Genomic DNA, 17977 nt, shown 5'->3' with positions numbered 1-17977 from the left:
TTCATGGGACGGGGACGGGGACGGCGAGGGCTAGCGCGGGAGCTGGGCCGCGGCCGCGTGCAGGTCACCGAGCTCGGTGACCGCCGCGGTGAGCTCCGGGAGCTCCTCCCAGGCATCGCGCCGCGGGTCGGGCAGGGCGGCCAGGGCATGACGCTCGGCGAAGGCCCGGCCCTCGGCGGTGAGCTGCAGCTGGGCCTCCTCCTCGGCGAGGCCGCAGGCGATCGCCGCGCGCACATCGGTGTGCAGGGGCGCCTCGAAGGTCGTGTAGCGCCGGAGGTCGCCCTCGGCCAGGCCGAGCAGGACCTTGAGGACGTCGGCAAGATCGAGGTGGTCGTCGGTGTTCGGGCTGGCGAGCACGTGGGTGACCGCGTCCGCGAACGCCGTCTCCACGGCCTGCTGGTCGACTCCGTAGGCCTTGACCTCGATTACGCCGCGGGGGCGGAACTCGATGGCCCGGCGCACTGCCTGGGGGGTGTACCAGCTCTGGAACTCCCAGACGCTGCGGACGTACGGACCGCTGGCCTGCAGCTCGCGCCGGCGGGCGAAGCCGGTGAAGCTCGCACTGCGCGCATGCTGCGTGTGGAACGCCGGCACCCGGGTCCATACCGCGGTCATCCCGCCCGGCCCGTGCCGGCGCCAGTGCTCCTGCGTGCAGGACTCGACGTGTCCCGTGAGCCGGTCCGCGGATTCGGGGTATCCCTCGGCCCGGTCGCGGTCGATCGTGCCGGCGTGGACGCTGTTCCACTGCTCGACGAGCTGCTGCGCGTGGCCGGCGTCGAAGAACGCCTCGCGGTGGCCGTTGAGGACGGCGATGTGGAGATCCGCATCCGGACGCGCTGCGGCTACCTCGCCGGCCGCGGCCGCGCTCACTTGGACCCCTCGCGGCCGGCGGCGCCGGTGGACGGGGCGGTGATGCCGGAGTGGCGCTCTCCCTTGCCCGTGAGGGAGACGACCAGGTCCTCCTCGTGGCCGGCGTCCAGGTCCTGCATCTCCTTCTTGTAGATCCGGCGGGTGCGGACCAGGCCGTGCTCCAGGAGGGTTCCGAGCGCCACGGAGATGTTGGAGTCGTCGGGCTGGGCGTGCAGGTGCAGCTGGTGGCCGTTGCCGACAACGCCTTCAATCGCGCCGGCGGCGACCTGGTGGCCGGCGGCGGGGGAGGGCACCTCGGTGCCGAAGGACGTCGCGGCGAGGGTTTCCAGCAGGGCGCGCTCGAGCGGGCTCAGGGGGATCTCGGTGCGGCGCACCCCGGGCGTGCGGTTGTACTCCTTGTCCGCGAACCTGCGCACACCCTCGGCGAGGTAGACCGGCCCGGAGGCCAGCTCCTGGACGAGGTAGGGCTCCAGCGCGGGGCGCAGCTGGCTGGCGCGCTGCTTGGTGTTGCCGGTGATCTGCGCGACCTCGGCCATGCCGGCCAGTTCCGGCACGAGCGGCAGGGCCTGCTGGCGGTCGAACTCCTCCTCCGTGAGCACTTCGAAGCCGCTCATCTTGTCGGGGTAGATCTCGTGCTTGAGCAGCGCGCCCTGGACGTACTCGACGCCGCGGGTGCCGGCGTCGACGGGGCTGTCCGCGTCGAGGAACAGGCGCACGGTCAGTCCGCCGGCGGGGGAGGAGCCGACGGAGGCGTCGTAGCGGGACAGGTCCTCGTGGACAGCGCTGATGATCGTGTCGGGCGGCAGCTCGCTCACGTCGTACTCGACGCGCACGTTGTAGCTGGTCTGGGTCATGGCTTCCTCATCTCGGGGGCAGGGCAGTGACGGCGCGGTCGGCCGGGCGCCGGGTGTGACCCCGGCGCCCCCGGCCGATCAGTGAGCGCGCTGGGGCTTGGCCTTGCCCTTGCGCTCGGTCTCGTAGACGAAGCCGAAGCGCTTGAGGTCCGCCTTCGCGTTCTTCAGACCGCGGTACTCACTCGGGGTGCTGGGCATCGTGGTGACGAAGGTCAGCTCCTCGTTCTGCTCGTCGGTGGCCTCGGAAACGACGAGGTACACCTTGTAGTGGCTGCTCTTGGTCTCTATGAACCGAAATCCTTGCTTTTCTGCCTTCTTCTTCAGCTGGTTCAGGTCCTTCTTGGTGGCCATGTTCTCCCCTAACACTTAACGCCGTCAAGAAATATGATCTCACACATCACTAAACAACGTCAAGCATTATGAAAATCTAGCTCGGGGGGTGGGGAGAACGACCCCCGGCGGAGCTGCCATGCGGCCCTGACGCGGCCTCGGACACCACCCCTGATCCGGCAGGGCGCAGCGCGGCGGCCACGTCCGCGCACGGCGGTCGCTGTGGCCGGAAACGGGCACAGCCGCTTCGAGGCGAGCGCTATGGTGTCCCCGGGGCAGAGACTGCTGCCTCCGTCCGCACCCGGTGGCCCGGACCCACAGGTGCGCCAGCGGCGGGAAGAGACGAATCGTCACGTCAGTTGCACCGCCACCCCTTGCGTCTGCCGGCGCGCCGGTCCGGGCAGTCGTGCCGCGGAAACGGATCCCTCCATGTCCAGGGACAGCAACACGATCCTGCTGCGCCAGCAGTACACCGGCGAGCCCCGCCAGGCCGCCCACGCCTTCTACCAGGCCCGGGGCCTGTACTTCGGCCTCGTACCCGACGTCACCGACCCCGCCCAGCAGCTCCTCGAAGCCGCCCTCGTCCGCACCCTCGCCCGGCCCCACCCGCAGATCCCCGCGCCCTCCACTGCGGGCACCTTCTTCGGGCTGCGCGGGGTCTCCCCGGACATCGACACGCTCGTGCTGTGGCCCCACCCCGACCATCTGACCCAGCTGCTCGGCCGGATCCTGCCGGTCCGCACCGACAGCGGGATCGCCGGCATCCCGGGACTGCGGGCCCGCCCCCACCCCAGCCGCACCGACACGCTGCTCCTGGCCCGCCCCGGCCACCGCGCCCACCTCACCCTGCGCGCCCGACCGGCCGCCCTGCAGCAGGCCGAGGACCACATCCTGGCCGCCGGCCTCGAACCGCTGTGGCCGGCGCGCACCTCACAGCCCGGCGAGCGGCAGGCATGGGACCGCCTGGCCGGCGCCCTTCCGCCCGAGGAGACGGCACTGTGGAGCCGCGCCCTGCGCCGCGCCGGCCTCCACACCGGCCAGACGCCTAACTGGACCAGGACCGCGCCGGAGCCCGGACAACTGGACGGCCCCAAGCCCCAGCGCATCGCCGCCCGCCCCGTCGGCCCGGCCGGAGACCCCGCCCGCGGCATCATCGCCGTGACCAGCTCCCGCGGACAGGGCGGACTCGGCTGCACCACCACCGCACTCACCCTCGCCGGCGCCCTGGCACGCACCGGCGCCCAGGTCGCCCTGATCGGCGCCGACGACCCCAACGGCCTCCACCGCATCCTGGGTCCGGCGACACCGCAGCCGGGACAGTGGCACGACCTGCTGCCCGACCTGCCGGGGCCGGGCACCCTGCGCGGCATGATCCTCCCGCCGGGGACACCGAACGCCGAAGTGCTGCTCGCCGACGCGGCCCGAGGGCACGACACCGTGGTCCTCGACGCCGGCACCGCCTTCCAGCTCCGGCACCTGGCCGGGCACGCGGACGCGGCCGTCGTCATCACCGACCTCGACCCCGAAGTGTGGGGAGCCACCGAGATCCTCGACCGGCGCCCCGACTGGGCGCAGATGTGGGACTGGCTCAACACCCGCTACCTCACCGCCCGCGCCCGAGCCAGCGACGCCCACTCCCAGCTCCTGCGCTTCCTGGACGAGACCTTCGAGATGTACGTCTGGGACCGGGTCTCGGACAACAACACCGACGTCTACGACGCCGACGACCCCGCGGACACCGACGCCTGGTGGGACGACTTCCAGCCCGACCCCGACCCTGAAGACGACGAGCCGCTGCCGTTGCCGCAGGACGTCGACGCCGAGCTCCTGGACCTCTGGCGTCAGCACTTCCTGACCTTCCTCGGCCGCGAAGGGGCCATCCGCCACCCGCACACCTGGGCCGCCGTCGCCGCCGTGTGGATCGACCACAACCGCAACCTCGACCTTCCGGGCAGCACGGGCGACGAAGCCCTCGTCAAGGAGGTCCTGCGCGAGGCCGCCCCGACCGCCATCGCCCGCTGGGGCGAGCAGACGTGGCAGGAGCACCACCCCCGGTGGGCCGCGGCCAACGCCCACACCCGCAAGGACAGCCTCACCCCCTGGCAGCACCTGATCGAGGAGACGATCCAGCCCGCCGACCCGGCCGCCACCGCGCAGTTCCTCCTCGCCCACCTGGACCGGCCGGACAACATCCCCACCGCACTCGCGATCGCGCACGTCGACAACGCCCTCGACGCCGAGCAGCACCACCTCGCCGCCCTTCGCGACGCCCTGCGCGCGGAGGGCATCCCGGCCCTCACCGTCCTGCCGGACCTGCACGATCAGCCGGCACGAGGAGAAAACCTGCAGTTCCTGGCACGGCCCTCGGGCCAGGAAGCCGCCGCCGCCAACCGCCTGACCCTGGTGGTGGCCGACCTGCTCGCGACCCGGGCACGCCCCTGACCGCGCCCCGTGTCCCACCCGCCGACCCTGCCGGACGGCGGCCGCGACCGCGTGCTACCGGCTGAGCTCGCCCACGCCCAGCCACACGAACAACAGGCCCAACAGGGTGAAACAGCCGCTGACACCGATCCCGAAGAGCTGCCCGAACAGCGGCGACCACGCACCGCCCCGACCCATGACGGTGGCGGTGCGCGCCGGATTCTTCCCGAGCCGGTAGCGGACCATCACCGCCTGGCCCTGGGCCATCAGCAGCGCGTCCTCCTCGAACTCCACGTACCGGCCGTCCGCCATGGTGAACCCGTAGACGTGGTGCCAGTAGGTGTTGCCCTCGCTGCCCTCCGAGGAGTAGCGGCGCACGCACACGCTTTCGGCGACCAGCCCGCCCAACAGCGACCGGAGCCGTCCCACCAACTGCCGCACCAGAAAGCCGCACAGCACGCCGAACGTCGCCAGAAGGAACCCACCCGCAGCCGCCATCTCCATCCGCGCAGGCTAGGCGGCCGACGGGCCGTGCCTCCAGCACGAATGTCGGGCACGGCGGACACCCCGGGGGAGTCCCGGGATCTCCGCAGCTGGCGAAGGCAGCTGTCATCCCCGACCGGGTGAAGCCGAGTCCTTCCGGGCGTCCTTCAAGGCGCTGCTCAGCACCGCCCCGAGTTCCTCCTGGACCGGCCTGACCCGGTCGTCGTTCCAGGTCGAGGGCGCGAAGAGAAGTTCCTCGAAGGCCTGGCGCTGGTGCACCGTGCACAGGGCGACCACGCCGTGGCCGCGCAGAGCGGCAGCCGTCTCGGCGACCGCTTCAGGGCCGCCCATGGGCCGGTACATGTTGGTGATCAGGACCACGGGCATCTGCGGGTCGACGCCCAGGGCACGAACGCCGCGCAGGAGGGCGGCGGCGGTCTCCTCGCCGGTGCCGGGCCGCTGGTGTCGCTCGATGAGGTCGTCGAAGTCACGGACCCGCGCGGCCTCGCTGCGCACCCCGGCCACCCACCGGCCGGTGACCGAGTCCCCGTCCACGCCCGCGCCCGTGATCGGGGCGAGGGCAGCGGCGAACTGCTGCCGAAGTTCGGGAAGTTCATCCTCGGCGGGAGCGAACGGTTCACGCCCGCCCTGCTCCAGGCGCCGGTGGTGCTCCACCCAGTGCCCGCGGACCTCGGACCACACGGCGCCATGGCGCCGGGCCCCCTCGTCCTCGACCGCCGCCAAGAAGGCGGCCCACCCCTGCTCCCGGACGTCCGCGTCCTCGTCACGACCGGGCGGGAGCGGGAAGGCGGTGCCGTCCAGGGACCGGGCGGCCGCGGCCGCATCCCACCAGTCGTCGCCCGTCACCTCATCGGCCAGCGCCGCGAATCCCTCGGCGTGGTGCGGTCCGTACGCGAGGAAGCGGGCGTCCAGAACCGCCATCACCGTCTCCGCCGCAGACCGGGGCAGGTACGCGGCATCGTGGCGCAGGTGTGCGTTGAACCGGGCGTCGAGCCACCGCGTCAGCTTCGCGGTGCGCCAGGTCTCCTGCTCCTCCATGGTGGCCGCGCGCGGCTGTAGGTCGCCCTCGGATGCCAGGGTGGCGAGGAATTCGGAGGCCCGCACGGCCAGGTCCTCGATGGGATCCCCGTCGGCGCTGAGGCGCTGCAGGTTACGCAGCCGGTTGTGCGTGATCCAGGTGTCGCGCACCGCGTCCCAGCTGTCCGGGTGCCGGCGCTGCCCCTCGGCGGTGATGAAGTCCAGGAAGTGGCGGCGCCACAGGTCCAGAGGTGCCCCGTCTTCGGGCGGCAGGATGTCGTCGGGGTGTCCGGGCGACCCGTCGGCCCCCAAGTCCCACCACTCCTCGACGTCTTCGGCATCGTCGACGTCGTACACGTCGACCTCGTCAGGGGCCGACAGCCGGGTCATGGCGTAGTAGAAGAACTCCCGGTCCAGCGCCGTCCGCAGCCGGTCGGCGTCGAGCTGCTCCGACGAGGGGCGCCGCCACCGGGCGAAGCGCTCGTCGAGCGCGGCGAAGACCCGAATCTGCTCGGGCCTGCGGTCGATGACGTCGACCTGGACCCAGTCCCGGGCGCGGTAGTTGTCCGTCAGTACGGTCAGGTCGGCGGCCGGGAGATCGGCGAGCTCGGCGGGCGGGCGACCGCCCACGTCGAGGACCACGATCTCACCGCGGCTCGTCGCCTCCGCGGCGCGCACATCCAGGTGATCCCCGTAGTAGCCGTGCGAGGCGGCCAGCAGCCGGCCGCCGCCTGCCGGGGCGAACGGCTCGTGCCACACCGCCGTATCGTCGGCCGCGTCCTTGGCCACATGCCGCAGCATCGCGCCGTCGGTCACCAGGGCCACGGTGCGCCCGGCGCGGGTCAGCCCGTAGGCGATCTGGACGCTCAGGGTGCTGCAGCCAGTCCCGCCGCGCGTCGAACGGACGTGCACGATCTGCGGGCGCCGGGAGACCGGCCCGTGCGGGCGCGGCATCAGCGCGGACTCGTCACCGGCCAGCTCGGTAAGCGTCGGCTCCCGTGAGACCCAGCTGGAGGCGACCTCGCGGGCGAGGAGCGGGCGGCGCAGCGCGCGGCTCCAGGCGGGCGCCGACTCGGCGAGGGAGATGTCGATGACGCGGCGGGGGGTGTCCTCGAACGCAGTGTCGGCCTGGTCCCACAGCGGCAGCAGATCCGCCGCCGAGCACAGGCGGCCGGCCTCCCGTACATCGCGGGGCTGCGCGGCGAGCAGGACCTGACCCGCGGCGCGCACCCGGGTCAGGGCCAAGTACTTGCCGTCCCGGACCCAGCGCAGCCCGGCAACGCCGGTGACCTTCGAGACGTCGCCGCTCGTGCGGCTGGGCAGCAGGCGGGCCAGGACCTCGGCCTCGTACCCGGTCGCCGGCCACAGCCTCAACTCGTCGCCGGGTCCCGGGCTGGCCTTGGCGATGCCGAACAGGCTCCCGCTCGCGGCGAGGGGGTGAAACGGGCCGACCGGCCGGGCGAGCGCGAAGAGCAGCGCCGCCTCCAGAGCCTGCTGCTCGGCGGACGCGGCGTCGGGGGCCAAACCATGAAGGAGGCCGTGAGCGCGGACCCAGGACAGAGCCTGGGCATGGTTCTCGCCGGTGACAGCGGCGCGGGCGGCAGTGTTGCGATCGGCTTTCGCCATGATGTCCCGATTCTCGGCGTGGCTCCCGGACCGGCACGCCGTGAGTGGGCGCAGCAGAAAGTCAGCTCACTGTGGGGATCTCCCCCTTAGCGCCTGGGATGCACGCGGGTCCGGGCCGCAATGCGAGGCGGGCGGCAGCAGGTCTGCCTGCCCGTCATCGTAACGGCCGCAGACCGCGCGCACAGGCAGACCGCAGGGCTCGGGAACGGGGGAGACGGGGGGATGAGGCTCGCGGCGCACCGCTCAGGGCCGGACGCCGCCTGATCCCGATCGCTCGGCGCCGGTCACACCTCGTGCTCGCACACCCGGGCGGCGAGGCGGGAGGCGACGTTCTCGGCCAGGGCGGTGCGCAGGGGCGACGTGGACTCGCCCTTGGTCAGCACGGCCAGACGCTGCCGGACCGGTCGAGTTCGGCGGCGAACTGCGCCGCTGCCACGGCAAGTTCGAGGGCGTCAGGAGCCGCCGGCTGCGCAGGGGTCATGAACGGGCGGTGTCGCGCTCCGCCTTCTTTGCCTTCGCGGCGTCTTCGGTCGGGGCGGAATTGCCGGCGGAGTCCTGAATCGACAGGTCCAGGTACAGACGCGCCAAGGCGATGTACTCGGCGCGCCGCCGGGAGCTGATGTTCTCCCACGATGCCTGGGCGGCGTACGCCTGGGCCTTGTCCCGGTTGGTCGTGTAGTAGTCGAAGTTCGGCTTCATGTGCCGCATGACGCGGGTTTCCTTCCGAATGCGCAGGCGCTCGAGACTGGTCGGTGCGGCCGGCCGTTCAGAGGTTGATCAGGTCGCGGATCGCGTCGGGCAGTTGGGCGATCTGGTCGGGGCGGTCGAAGTAGTAGTCGCGGATACGGTCGGCGAGCTCGGCGTCCACGGTCACCTGCTGCGGGGCCGCCGGCAGTCCGAGTGCGTCGCGTGCGGCGTCGTCCAGGTGCGCGGCGAGCGGCTGGTAGTTCCGCCCGTCGGCCTGGGCTGTCAGCTCGTCGAAGCTGGGGCGCGGTCCGACCTTCGGGAGCGGTCCGACCGGCCGCAGTACCGGCTGGTCCGCCAGCCGCGAGTCGCGGGGGGTGGGCTGCTGCTGGTCTGTCATGTCGTCCTCCAGAGTCCGGTGGGGAGTTTCGGGTGCTCCTCACCCTTAAATGCATCCTACCCACATTATTAAACTTTGTCAAGCAATACGTAAAAGTAGGTCAGTGGCGGGGAACCTCGTTCATGTCGACGAGCTGGACCACGACGCACTTGCGGCCCCGGATCGTCACGTTCTCCTGGATGCCCACGGAAACCCAGTTCGAGCCGCTCTCCTGCAGCCGCTCCCGCTCCAGATTCCCGTACTGCGACACATGGGCCACCGCGGCCCCGCGGCGCGAGACCATCTCGAACACCACGGCATGGTCGGCCTCGCCGTAGCGGCCGTCATCCTCCCAGTCGGTCCGCGCGAAGTACGGGTCGGCCGCCACGTTCGGGCAGTGCGACGAGGAGAGGAACGACGGGCTGTGATACCGGCTGCCGGCTGGGAAGTTCTCCCTCGCCCACTGCGCGACCCGGTTGCCCTTGCGGACCTCCAGCGGGGGAGTGAACCCCCGGAAGGTGTGGTGTGGGACCTCGGTCGTGCCTGCCGAGCGGATCGCCGAGTTGACGTTCTCGGTGACCACCCGCATCGGCACGTCCATCTTCTCCGCCGGCTCATCGAGGCTGCGCCCGTTGTAGAGGTGGGCGTTGATCTGCCGGTACCTCGAGCCGGTGTAGGTGGCGACCCAGTGGTGCTGCTCGGAGTTGAGGCGGGAGGCCCAGGCAGCCGACTCTGGCTCCAGCGCGCCGGCCCGCTGCTCGTTCAGCTGATCGCGCTGCGCAGCGCGGCCCAGGCCGTGCCGCTCCCAGGGGCGGGCCGCCTGCCGGCTGCGCGCCGCGGCGATGATTTGCTCGGCGTGATCAGCGGGGACGCGGTCGTAGATGACCTGCCCGTTCTCGACCCGGTAGGGCCAGGGCGAGTCGGCCAGCGCCTGGTAGCGGCCCTGGTCGAGCCGGTTGAACACGACCCGGGCGTGCGGCGGCTCATCCCCGTTGGCCGGATACACGGTTGCCGAGCCGGCGAAGTCCTCGCCGCGCCAGGCCACCGTCTGCCCGCCGTCGGCGCGCGGTACGAACGTGGCGGCCCCGCCCGCCCCGCTGGCCCGCGCGAACGCGTCGGCGGCCCGCACGTGCTCGGGGTACTCCGGCAGCTGCGCCGCGCCCCACTCGTCGTCGGCCGGCTCGGGCGCCGGTGCGGGCATCGCCCACGCGACGCGGGGGTCAGCGGCTGCGTTGGGATAACGCGGGGTCTGCTTGCGGTCGCCGAGCATGGTGCGCGTCGCGGCCGCGGACAGCTTCGCGTTCTCCGCATACAGCTTGGCCTGCTCGTCCTCGCCGACCTCGGCGGCCTGACGGGTCTTGGCCTCCCACATCTGGGCCGTGGCGTACGCACCGAGCGCGGGATGCCCGGGGCCGGCCACGGCGACGTCCTTGCGCAGCGCGGTCGAGGCTGCGCGGCGCGCGGCCCGAACGGCCGGGTGGGACGAGCTGCACCTGCGCCCGCCCTTCGAGTGCGACCTGCACACTGGCAGCGCCCTCCCCTCCTCGCCCGCGGTTCGCGGGGCTGCCTCGGCAGGCAGCTACGCGATCTTGGAAGGGGTGGCCTGTGGACAGAGGACAGGCAATGGCGCAGGTGAGAGCCCTCTACACAGCGGCGGGGAGTGGCGCGGGCCGGCTGCTCGAGGGGCTCGCGGGAGCGAGAGCATCAGAGTGCGGGGCGCCGGTTCCCTTCACCGGCTCGCTGCAGTGACTCCCGTCCAGTCGGTCAGACGATCTCGGAGGGGGCTGTGTTCGGACGCCGCCGAGCGCCGTCGTGTCTGGGAGCGAGACGCTGAAGGGGAGGGGGACGCAAAATGGCGGGGTAGCCGCATGCGGCTACCCCGCCACAGCGGGTTGAGGATCGAAGGCCGGAGACGCCCGGAATCCAGCTGGGGTCAGTGGAAGACCGGCGCGGGGTTGGGGCGCCGCTGGACGGACTGATCGAGCGCCACCTGCACGGAGGGGAGACTGTCGACGCGGCCGTCCTTCTTGTAGACCACGGTCACGCCGCCCACGATCTCGAAGGAAGGATCACGGTCCTTCAGGAACTCGCGTGCACCAACCTCGAAGACGTACATCTCGTCGTTCTCCACGATCGTCCGGTCGTCGATGGTGAAGGTGCCGGTACTCCAGGTGGGCTCAAGCTCTGCCCGCACGCGGTCGCGAGCCTGCTCGTAAGTGATGGTCATGGGGTGTCCAATCCTTCGATCCGTTCTAGCTAATGTACTCGACTAGGGGGCGTATGTCAAATTTACGTGTAGCTCATTCGCGGTGTTGAGGTTCAGTCCGCGATGAAGGACTTGAGCGCCTTCTTGGAGGGCGTGGGTTTGTCGTCGAGCCGCAGGAACCCGGACTCCGACGCGAGCGAGAAGTAGTGCGCGGCGTCGGTAACTGGAGGGTTGGGCTGCGCGTCGATGAAGCGGACCTTCCCGCCGACGTTCTCGACGTTGAAGGCGTGACCGCCACCGTTCTTCCAGCGCACCCTGACGATGCCGCGGGAGCCGGGCTCGGAGAACGCGCGCTCCACCTGCGACCGGCCGACATCCGATGCCGAGCCGCAGTGCGTGAACTTCTGCCAGCCTCCCCACGGTTCGCTGTACTCCATGTAGTTGCGGCCGCCCGTCGTATCCGGCGCCGCCTGGACGTCCAGTCCGCGCCTACGCAGCTCATAGGCCTGCGAGACGTGGGTGCAGTTATGCGAGTACGCGCGGACACCTGCCTGGTACTTCGGATTGGCGCCGGCGAGCGCCTTGTCTACTTGCTTGGTCGTCCGCCGCGCCTCGGCGGCCCGCGCCACACGCCCCTGTGTGTGGTGCCGGGCCAGGAAGGCCGCGTGGTTCATCTGGTTCTTCGCGTCGAGCGCGGCGCGCTCCGCCGCCTCGTGATCGCCGGATTCCGCGGCAGCGCGGGCGCGGTCTGCACTGGACCGGGCGCGCTCGTGCGCTCTCCAGGCGTCGCCCCCATAGGCGACGGCGTCGTCGTCGAGGGCCTGCCGAAACTGCTTCGCCGCCGCGGAGGTGACCGTGGCGTACTTCGCGCGCCGCACCGCCAGACTGCTCCCCCGGCAGCGCCGGCCGCCCTGGGCCAGTGATCTGCACACGTCTGCTCCCCTTCTCCGGGCCAGTCGCCTGGCCGTTCACGGAGCAGGCTGGATTGCCCGGCCTGTGGACAGAGACCGACGATCACGGCCGGGGAAGCACAGGCCGATCAGAGCCGGTGGCACCGAACACGTTCGGGTTCGGGTGGATGCAGCGAGGCGGGGCAGCCGCGTACAGCTGCCCCGCTTCACCGGAGAAGAGAAGGGTCAGGAGAGGTAGTTGGCGACGCGCGCCGCGAACTTCTCCTCGTCCAGGACCGTGATGCCCAGCTGCTGGGCCTTGGCGAGCTTGGACCCGGCGTTCTCGCCCGCGACCAGCAGCGTCGTCTTCTTGTTGACGCTGCCCGCGGGTTCGCCGCCCGCGGCCTCGATCAGCTCGTTCATCGCGGTGCGGTTGCGCCCGGCGAGCGGGCCGGTCATGCCGCCCGTGACGGCCACCGACTGGCCTGCGAGGGGGCCGGAGGTGTTCTTCACGGGACCGTCCGGCTGCTTCATGTTCACGCCCGAGGCCTCCAGCTTGGCGATGACCGGGCGCAGCACCTGAAGGTGCGCGGCGATCTTCGCCGCGTTGGCGGAGCCGACCTTGTTCACCCGTACCTTCACCTGCGCCAGGGCCGCGGCGTCGGCGGCCAGGACCTCGTCCATGGTGCCGAACTGACGGGCGAGCGCCTTGGACACGGACCGGCCGGTGCGCACGATCCCGAGGCTGCACAGCACCCGGTCCAGCGGCTGCTCCTTGGCCTTGGCGATCTCGCCGAGCACCGTCTTCGCACGCTTCGCGGACCCCGTGGCCTCGGCCAGCTGCTCCTCGGTCAGGGTGAAATAGTCCGCGACGTCGCTGAGAACGCCCATGTCGAACAGGGCCTCGATGTAGGTGTCGCCGAGTCCCTCGATGTGCAGCTGCTCGCGGCCGACCGCGTAGATGAGTCCGGCGAGCGCACCGCAGCTGCCGTTGATGCCCTCAGCGCACTCCCACCGCTCACCGGAGGTGTCGACGTCGCCGCCGCACTGCGGGCAGGACGCGGGGAAGGCGACAGGCGTCTCACTGCCGGTGCGCTTGTCCGCCGCCACGGACAGGACCTGGGGAATCACGTCCCCGGCCTTGGCGATGACCACGGTGTCCCCGATCATCAAGCCCAGATCGCGGATGAACTGCGGGTTGTTGAGCGTCGCGAACTTCACCGTGCTGCCGTCCAGTTCGACCGGCTCCAGCACCGCGCGGGGCGCGATGATGCGGGTCTTGCCGACGTTCCACTCGATGCCGGTGACCTTGGTTTCCGCCGTCTCCGGGGGCAGCTTGAAGGCGGTGGCCCAGTGCGGGCGGTCGCTGGCGTTCCCGGCCTCCTCCTGCTCGGCGACCGCGTTGGCCTTGACCACCACGCCGTCGATCCCGAACGGGAGGTCCGGCCGCATCTCGGCGATCTCCTCGACACGCTGCTGCGCCTCGGCCAGCGTCGCGACCACCCGCAGTCCGGTCGCGGAGTCGGCGCTGGTCTGCACGCCCGCTTCGGCCACCAGCGCCAGCAGAGCCTGGTGCGTGGGGGCGGCCGGGGTGAGCGGCACTCCGTCGAGCTGGATAGCGCTGTACGCGAAGAACGTCAGCTCGATGCGGTAGGGGCGGTTCTTGGCGGCCAGGGTGCCCGCCGCTCCGGCCCGCGCGTTCTTGAACGGCTTCGCCTTGTGCGTGCGGCGGATCTCGTTGGCCGCCGCAAGCTGGGCGCGTGTCAGCAGGACCTCGCCGCGGATCTCGACGGTCAGCGGTGCGGACAGCTGGGTGGGCAGACCGTCGATGAGGCTGACTGCGTGGGTGACGTCCTCGCCCTTGGTGTGGTCGCCGCGCTTGATGAGCTGTACCAGGCGGCCGTCACGGTAGAGGGCCGTCACGGCCAGCCCGTCGAACTTCCCCTCGACCGCGTACCCGCCGCGCACCGGCCCGCCGATACGGCGCACCAGCGACGCCTCCCACTTCAGGAGTTCCTCGGCCGAGTACACGTTGCCGAGCGACAGCATCGGCACGGTGTGGGCGATGTCGCCGGTCGCCACGCCGCCGCCGACCTTCCCGATGGGGGAGTCCTTGCGGAGGTGCTCGGGGTGGAGGAGTTCGTACTCCCGGATGTGGCGGGCCAGCTGGTCATAGGCGGCGTCGGAGAAGGTGGTGTCCCCCGGCCCGTAGTACGCCCGGCAGGCGGCGAGAGCGGAGTCGACCGCGGCGTTGTAGGCGGCGGGATCGGCCAGGGGAGCAGCGAAAGCAGTGGTCACGCAGGGTTCCTCTCGGAAAGGGATAGGGACGGGACGCTCCGCGCAGGGAGCGCCCGGGGGGCAGCGGCCGGGATCGGCGGGCTGTCACCTGGGTGCCGGGGCCTGACCCCCGACCGGGGAGAGCAGGCCGCGGTGAGGGCTAGTGCTGGTCGCACACCCAGTGCTGCACCCAGCCGTGCTCGACGCGGTCGACGAGGACTTCGTGGGTGTTGGTGCCGGGATCACACAGCGAGCACTCCACCGTCTCGGGGCGCAGCAGCTGCACGGCGGGGAAGCGGGCGGTCGTGGGGAGGGTCCATCCCTCGGTGCGGATGGTGTCGTTGTCGTAGGGCCGGTAGCTGACGAAGACGCGGGTCATGTCCGGCAGGACGTGGCCGTCGGTGCCGGTCACGGTGACCTGGGTGCCGCTCACGCGCAGGAGGTCGCCCTCGCGCAGTTCGCGGGCCTCGACGGCGGTGACGACGGAGCCGGTCAGCACCCACATGCCCGACGGAAGGTCGGCGAGAAGCATGGAGAAGCGGGGTCCTTTCAAGGCGGTGACGGGAAGCGGGACCGGTGGCCGAGCGGGGCGGGCCGGCGACCGGTCCGCCCCGCACGGCTCCCGGGCTACGCGACCGCCGCGAAGGCGTTGCGGATGGTCGCGAGCTGCTTCTCGGCCGCCGTGGCGCGCGGCTTCCACTTCTCGACCTCCTGGGTGGCCCGGTCGAGCTTCTTCAGTGCGGCATCGAGCTGGACGCTGTACCAGGTGGCCTTGCGGGCCCGCTCGATGACCTCGGCGAGCGGCAGCCCGTCCACGTCGATCTCCGACGGCTCCGCAGGGGCCTTCGTTGCCTTGGTCTGGTTCTTGTGTGCCTTGACGTGCGGCCACACCCCGCTCGCCTTGGGCCGGGTGAACTCACAGTTCTGCCAGACGCAGTTGTAGACGACGGTTCCGTCCGCCAGCAGGACCTTGAGGACCTCCTTGTAGTAGCGGGGGTTCTCGGGAGTGCTGCGCGGGGTCTCGGCGAACTCGAACTCGATGACCTCAAGACCGTTGAGAATTCCGTTGGCGGTTGCCACTGGTGCAGTTCCTAACGTGGGCAGAGTGAAGGGAAGTTGGGGAAGAAGGCCACGGGGCGACGGGGACGGGACCGGCGCCCCGTGGCCGGTCGGTGAGCCGCTACACGGCCGCCAGCTCGGGCGGCAGGCTGTGGCGGCCGACGAGGTCGAGGACCCACGGCGGCGCACCGCGCAGGGAGCTGCCTCCGGAGGTGGGGTAGTACGGCTTCTGGCCCCGGTTCTGGTTCGGGCCGGGCTGCTGCCCGGTCGCCACCCACGGCCCCTCGAATTCGGCGGCGTCGAGCCGCCATGCGTTGTCCTCGGCGACGTAGTTGAACCGGACGCGGTCGGGCCGCAGCGGGTTCGGTGTCGGCATGTTCAGCGGGTGCCACTGGGGGATCTCGCTGTCGCCGCTGATCTCGAAGGCGATGGAGCGGCGCGCACTGTCGTGGGTGCGTGTGAACCCGGCCAGATGGCGGGGGAGCGGTGCGTCCGGGTCGGCCGCGGTGTCCATCAGTGCGTTGAGCCATGCGGGGCGGCCGGTGCTGGCGTGGTGGGGGTAGTGATCCTGCTGGCTGCGGAACGTGCGTCCCACCTCGCCGTTGGGGGCGTGATTGCCCTTGCACGTCACGATCTCCAGGTCCCACGCGGTGCCCCGGCGACCGGTGTACGTCAGCCGGAGTCCGGTGACGGCCAGCGGCACGATCCGGGAGGGCAGATGCGGCACCGAGACGTCGGTGGACGGGGTGATCGTGTACTCCACGATGCGGGTGGCGTGGTCGTTGATGAGCGTGAGGGCGGCGGTCACAGCGGTAGAGGTCCTGTTCGGTCGGCTCAGCGAATGCGGGTGTGGCGGGCGGCGATGTCGGCGTTGCTCAGCGGGCAGGCCGGGCAGGGTCGGGGTGTGGTGGCGGTCGGCGGACCGGTCTTCCAGGTCAGGCCGCGCCCGCACCGCGACCACACCGACGAGATCCAGTAGCTGGCGCGCTCCTCGGCCCACAGGCTCTGGGGGTTGCCCGCCCAGTGCCGGGTCGACCAGGGGCCGGCCGCGATGTGGACGTAGTGGCCGTCCTCGTGGTCGCTGACGCCGTACCCGTACAGGGCGGCGTACAGCTCGGCGTCGGGGGACACGGAAATCTCCGTCGCTTCAGTCGCTGCGGGGCGGGGGGAGGGGGGCCGCCGGGAGCGGGTGGGGGTGCTCCCGGCGGCCGGTCGAGGGGCCGGTCAGGCGGCCAGGGCGAGGAGCTGGCGGTGGGCGGCGGTCTTCTTCTTGGTGACGTCGCCGATGTCGGCCAGCGAGCGCGCCGCGCGCGCCGAGAGGTCCTTGGCCTTGGCGTAGTGGTCGAGGTACTCGCCGATCGCGTTCCAGCCCGCCCATGCGGTGCCCCGGATGCTCTCCTGGGTGGCCGCGTTCTCGAAGAGGCCGCGCAGGGTGTCCATGCGCGTCTCGTAGTTCTTGCGGGTGCGGGTGGTGGGGCTGGTCGGAATGGGCCACAGGTCGCGGCTGGTGACGAGCTTCTCGAACTGGCCCAGGCTCAGCGGGGTGTTGATCATCCGCTCGGCCTCGCGCTCGAAGGCGTCCTGCCAGTCGAAGAGGACGGCCAGCTCGTGCTCCAGGGTGACGAGCTTCTTGAGGGCCGAGGCGGTGTGCGGGACCGAAACCTTGTGCTTGGCGCCCGCGATGATCAGCCGCTGCATGTTGCCGCAGTCCAGGCGGGTCTGGCCGATGTGCAGGGAGTTGGACGAGGAGCCGTCATGGCTGCCGAACAGGGTCAGGTGGGCGTGGTGCAGGTCGACCCCGCCGATACGCGTGCTGCCGGGCAGGCTCATCGAGATGAAGAACTTCGTGCCGCCCGCGTAGGCGCCCGCCTTGTGGAAGACGGCGCCGGACTCGGTGCGAGCCAGGTCCAGAACCTTCTCGTACGCCTCGATCTGGACCGGGGTGTACTTGCGGCCGACGGTGCCGAGGTACTCGGTGCCGCCGGTGCGCGGGTTGGTGCGGACAGTGGCGCGGGTGTCGGGCATCTTGACCTCGTGGGTCGTGACGCCGTCCTCGTGGATCTCGGTGTACTTGGCGGTGACATCGCCCAGCAGGCGCACGTCCCAGTCGCGCATGTCGGCCATTTCCAGGGCCTCGCGGGCGGTGTTCGCCTCGCTGACATCGGTGCCCAGGATGGTCCAGGCGTCCTTGCGGCCCGGGGCGCGAAGGGCGGTTCCGTTGGTGGGGATCTCAAGCACGGTCACAGGCAATAGCTCCTCAATCGACTGGGAGCCCGTCCGACTCCCTGACCCTTTTAATATTACGCATGACGGGGGGTTGCGTCAAGTTAAAAGGGTCACGATGATTGAGGCACCCCCCACGCCGCGGCGACGACACATGCCCGAGACGGACAGGTCGTCGACCGGTGGGCGAGGGGACAAGGGGTGCGGCACACTCACCCGTGGCGCAGGACAGACTTCGGAGGAATTGACATGGTGGGGCGTACGGACAGGCCGGCCAGGATCTGGGCGAGCGCGGTCGTGGTCATCGGAGTCGTGGCCTTCGCGGCCGCGCTGGTCGCCAACGCGGCGCACCAGGCCGCAGTGACCTGGGCGGGGATCGCGGTCGTTGCCGCGTGCACGGCGTGGCTGGCCTGGGACGGCTGGCGCCGTCGGCAGAGCGAGCGGGCAGACCGGCCGGGAGGCCCGGCCCAGCAGTGAGGGGATCCGCCAGGACGCGGACAGCAGAGTCGGGGCCGGACGACAGACCGAAGTCTCCCCCGTCGGTGAAGAAGGGGGTTTGCAAGGCCGTCCGGCCCCTCACCACGACACCACCCACGCGCCGAAGCGCTGGGACGAGGTGAACGCGCTCCCTACTTTA

18 protein-coding genes are annotated in these 17977 nt (G+C 71.1%); 2 read left to right on the top strand and 16 right to left on the bottom strand.

Annotation, left to right across the window (positions count from 1 at the left end):
- Positions 1 to 30 precede the first annotated feature (30 nt).
- From ABR737_RS02055 to ABR737_RS02045, 3 genes are all read right to left on the bottom strand, one after another.
- Positions 31 to 870 carry a hypothetical protein gene (locus tag ABR737_RS02055; RefSeq protein WP_350248437.1) on the bottom strand — a complete coding sequence of 280 codons (840 nt, stop codon included), beginning with the start codon at positions 868 to 870 and terminating at the stop codon, positions 31 to 33.
- Positions 867 to 1724: a hypothetical protein gene (locus ABR737_RS02050; RefSeq protein WP_350248436.1), complete on the bottom strand. Its 858-nt coding sequence runs from the start codon at positions 1722 to 1724 to the stop codon at positions 867 to 869. Before ABR737_RS02050 ends, ABR737_RS02055 begins: the two co-directional genes overlap by 4 nt.
- Positions 1725 to 1802: 78 nt before the next feature.
- On the bottom strand, positions 1803 to 2075 hold the full coding sequence (locus ABR737_RS02045) for a hypothetical protein (RefSeq protein ID WP_350248435.1): 273 nt from the start codon (positions 2073 to 2075) through the stop codon (positions 1803 to 1805).
- 408 nt (positions 2076 to 2483) lie between these two features.
- Here ABR737_RS02045 and ABR737_RS02040 point away from each other — a divergent pair, with 408 nt between their 5' ends.
- Complete coding sequence (locus ABR737_RS02040) at positions 2484 to 4496, top strand: hypothetical protein (protein ID WP_350248434.1); 2013 nt, start codon at positions 2484 to 2486, stop codon at positions 4494 to 4496.
- 54 nt (positions 4497 to 4550) lie between these two features.
- Here ABR737_RS02040 and ABR737_RS02035 read toward each other — a convergent pair whose 3' ends face one another.
- From ABR737_RS02035 to ABR737_RS01975, 13 genes are all read right to left on the bottom strand, one after another.
- Positions 4551 to 4979 carry a DUF3592 domain-containing protein gene (locus ABR737_RS02035; RefSeq protein WP_350248433.1) on the bottom strand — a complete coding sequence of 143 codons (429 nt, stop codon included), beginning with the start codon at positions 4977 to 4979 and terminating at the stop codon, positions 4551 to 4553.
- A gap of 105 nt (positions 4980 to 5084) precedes the next feature.
- Entirely contained in the window at positions 5085 to 7622 is a 2538-nt protein-coding gene (locus ABR737_RS02030; RefSeq protein WP_350248432.1) for a CpaE/TadZ family protein, read from the bottom strand.
- A 477-nt stretch (positions 7623 to 8099) separates the two neighbouring features.
- Positions 8100 to 8330 (bottom strand): hypothetical protein, encoded by a 231-nt coding sequence (locus ABR737_RS02025; RefSeq protein ID WP_350248431.1) that lies wholly within the window; start codon positions 8328 to 8330, stop codon positions 8100 to 8102.
- 58 nt (positions 8331 to 8388) lie between these two features.
- Positions 8389 to 8706, bottom strand: coding sequence for a hypothetical protein (locus ABR737_RS02020; protein ID WP_350248430.1), 318 nt, complete (start codon positions 8704 to 8706; stop codon positions 8389 to 8391).
- Between the two features lie 100 nt (positions 8707 to 8806).
- Complete coding sequence (locus ABR737_RS02015; RefSeq protein ID WP_350248429.1) at positions 8807 to 10105, bottom strand: hypothetical protein; 1299 nt, start codon at positions 10103 to 10105, stop codon at positions 8807 to 8809.
- Positions 10106 to 10618: 513 nt separating this feature from the next.
- Positions 10619 to 10912, bottom strand: coding sequence for a hypothetical protein (locus ABR737_RS02010; RefSeq protein WP_350248428.1), 294 nt, complete (start codon positions 10910 to 10912; stop codon positions 10619 to 10621).
- A gap of 92 nt (positions 10913 to 11004) precedes the next feature.
- Positions 11005 to 11823, bottom strand: coding sequence for a toxin glutamine deamidase domain-containing protein (locus tag ABR737_RS02005; protein ID WP_350248427.1), 819 nt, complete (start codon positions 11821 to 11823; stop codon positions 11005 to 11007).
- A gap of 204 nt (positions 11824 to 12027) precedes the next feature.
- Positions 12028 to 14079 carry an NAD-dependent DNA ligase LigA gene (gene ligA / locus ABR737_RS02000; protein WP_350248426.1) on the bottom strand — a complete coding sequence of 684 codons (2052 nt, stop codon included), beginning with the start codon at positions 14077 to 14079 and terminating at the stop codon, positions 12028 to 12030.
- 139 nt (positions 14080 to 14218) lie between these two features.
- Positions 14219 to 14590, bottom strand: coding sequence for a hypothetical protein (locus ABR737_RS01995; protein ID WP_350248425.1), 372 nt, complete (start codon positions 14588 to 14590; stop codon positions 14219 to 14221).
- A 95-nt stretch (positions 14591 to 14685) separates the two neighbouring features.
- Entirely contained in the window at positions 14686 to 15138 is a 453-nt protein-coding gene (locus ABR737_RS01990; RefSeq protein WP_350248424.1) for a hypothetical protein, read from the bottom strand.
- Between the two features lie 100 nt (positions 15139 to 15238).
- Positions 15239 to 15925 carry a hypothetical protein gene (locus ABR737_RS01985; protein ID WP_350248423.1) on the bottom strand — a complete coding sequence of 229 codons (687 nt, stop codon included), beginning with the start codon at positions 15923 to 15925 and terminating at the stop codon, positions 15239 to 15241.
- 26 nt (positions 15926 to 15951) lie between these two features.
- Positions 15952 to 16248, bottom strand: a complete 297-nt coding sequence (locus ABR737_RS01980) for a hypothetical protein (RefSeq protein ID WP_350248422.1) — start codon at positions 16246 to 16248, stop codon at positions 15952 to 15954.
- 93 nt (positions 16249 to 16341) lie between these two features.
- Positions 16342 to 17361 (bottom strand): DUF932 domain-containing protein, encoded by a 1020-nt coding sequence (locus ABR737_RS01975; protein WP_350248421.1) that lies wholly within the window; start codon positions 17359 to 17361, stop codon positions 16342 to 16344.
- Positions 17362 to 17589: 228 nt separating this feature from the next.
- Between ABR737_RS01975 and ABR737_RS01970 the strand changes: the two genes are divergently transcribed.
- Positions 17590 to 17817 (top strand): hypothetical protein, encoded by a 228-nt coding sequence (locus tag ABR737_RS01970; protein WP_350248420.1) that lies wholly within the window; start codon positions 17590 to 17592, stop codon positions 17815 to 17817.
- Positions 17818 to 17977 lie beyond the last annotated feature (160 nt).

Origin of the sequence: Streptomyces sp. Edi2 (assembly GCF_040253635.1) — a bacterium.
Taxonomy (GTDB): Bacteria; Actinomycetota; Actinomycetes; order Streptomycetales; family Streptomycetaceae; genus Streptomyces.
The sequence above is the reverse complement of the archived record's forward strand: the minus strand, read 5'-3'. Positions and strand labels throughout refer to the sequence as shown.

Bases quoted from the DNA above. Each gene is read 5' to 3' on its own strand.
- ABR737_RS02050 (WP_350248436.1), bottom strand. From the start codon at position 1,724: ATGACCCAGACCAGCTACAACGTGCGCGTCGAGTACGACGTGAGCGAG.
- ABR737_RS02045 (WP_350248435.1), bottom strand. From the start codon at position 2,075: ATGGCCACCAAGAAGGACCTGAACCAGCTGAAGAAGAAGGCAGAAAAG.
- ABR737_RS02040 (WP_350248434.1), top strand. From the start codon at position 2,484: ATGTCCAGGGACAGCAACACGATCCTGCTGCGCCAGCAGTACACCGGC.
- ABR737_RS02035 (WP_350248433.1), bottom strand. From the start codon at position 4,979: ATGGAGATGGCGGCTGCGGGTGGGTTCCTTCTGGCGACGTTCGGCGTG.
- ABR737_RS02030 (WP_350248432.1), bottom strand. From the start codon at position 7,622: ATGGCGAAAGCCGATCGCAACACTGCCGCCCGCGCCGCTGTCACCGGC.
- ABR737_RS02025 (WP_350248431.1), bottom strand. From the start codon at position 8,330: ATGCGGCACATGAAGCCGAACTTCGACTACTACACGACCAACCGGGAC.
- ABR737_RS02020 (WP_350248430.1), bottom strand. From the start codon at position 8,706: ATGACAGACCAGCAGCAGCCCACCCCCCGCGACTCGCGGCTGGCGGAC.
- ABR737_RS02010 (WP_350248428.1), bottom strand. From the start codon at position 10,912: ATGACCATCACTTACGAGCAGGCTCGCGACCGCGTGCGGGCAGAGCTT.
- ABR737_RS01995 (WP_350248425.1), bottom strand. From the start codon at position 14,590: ATGCTTCTCGCCGACCTTCCGTCGGGCATGTGGGTGCTGACCGGCTCC.
- ABR737_RS01970 (WP_350248420.1), top strand. From the start codon at position 17,590: ATGGTGGGGCGTACGGACAGGCCGGCCAGGATCTGGGCGAGCGCGGTC.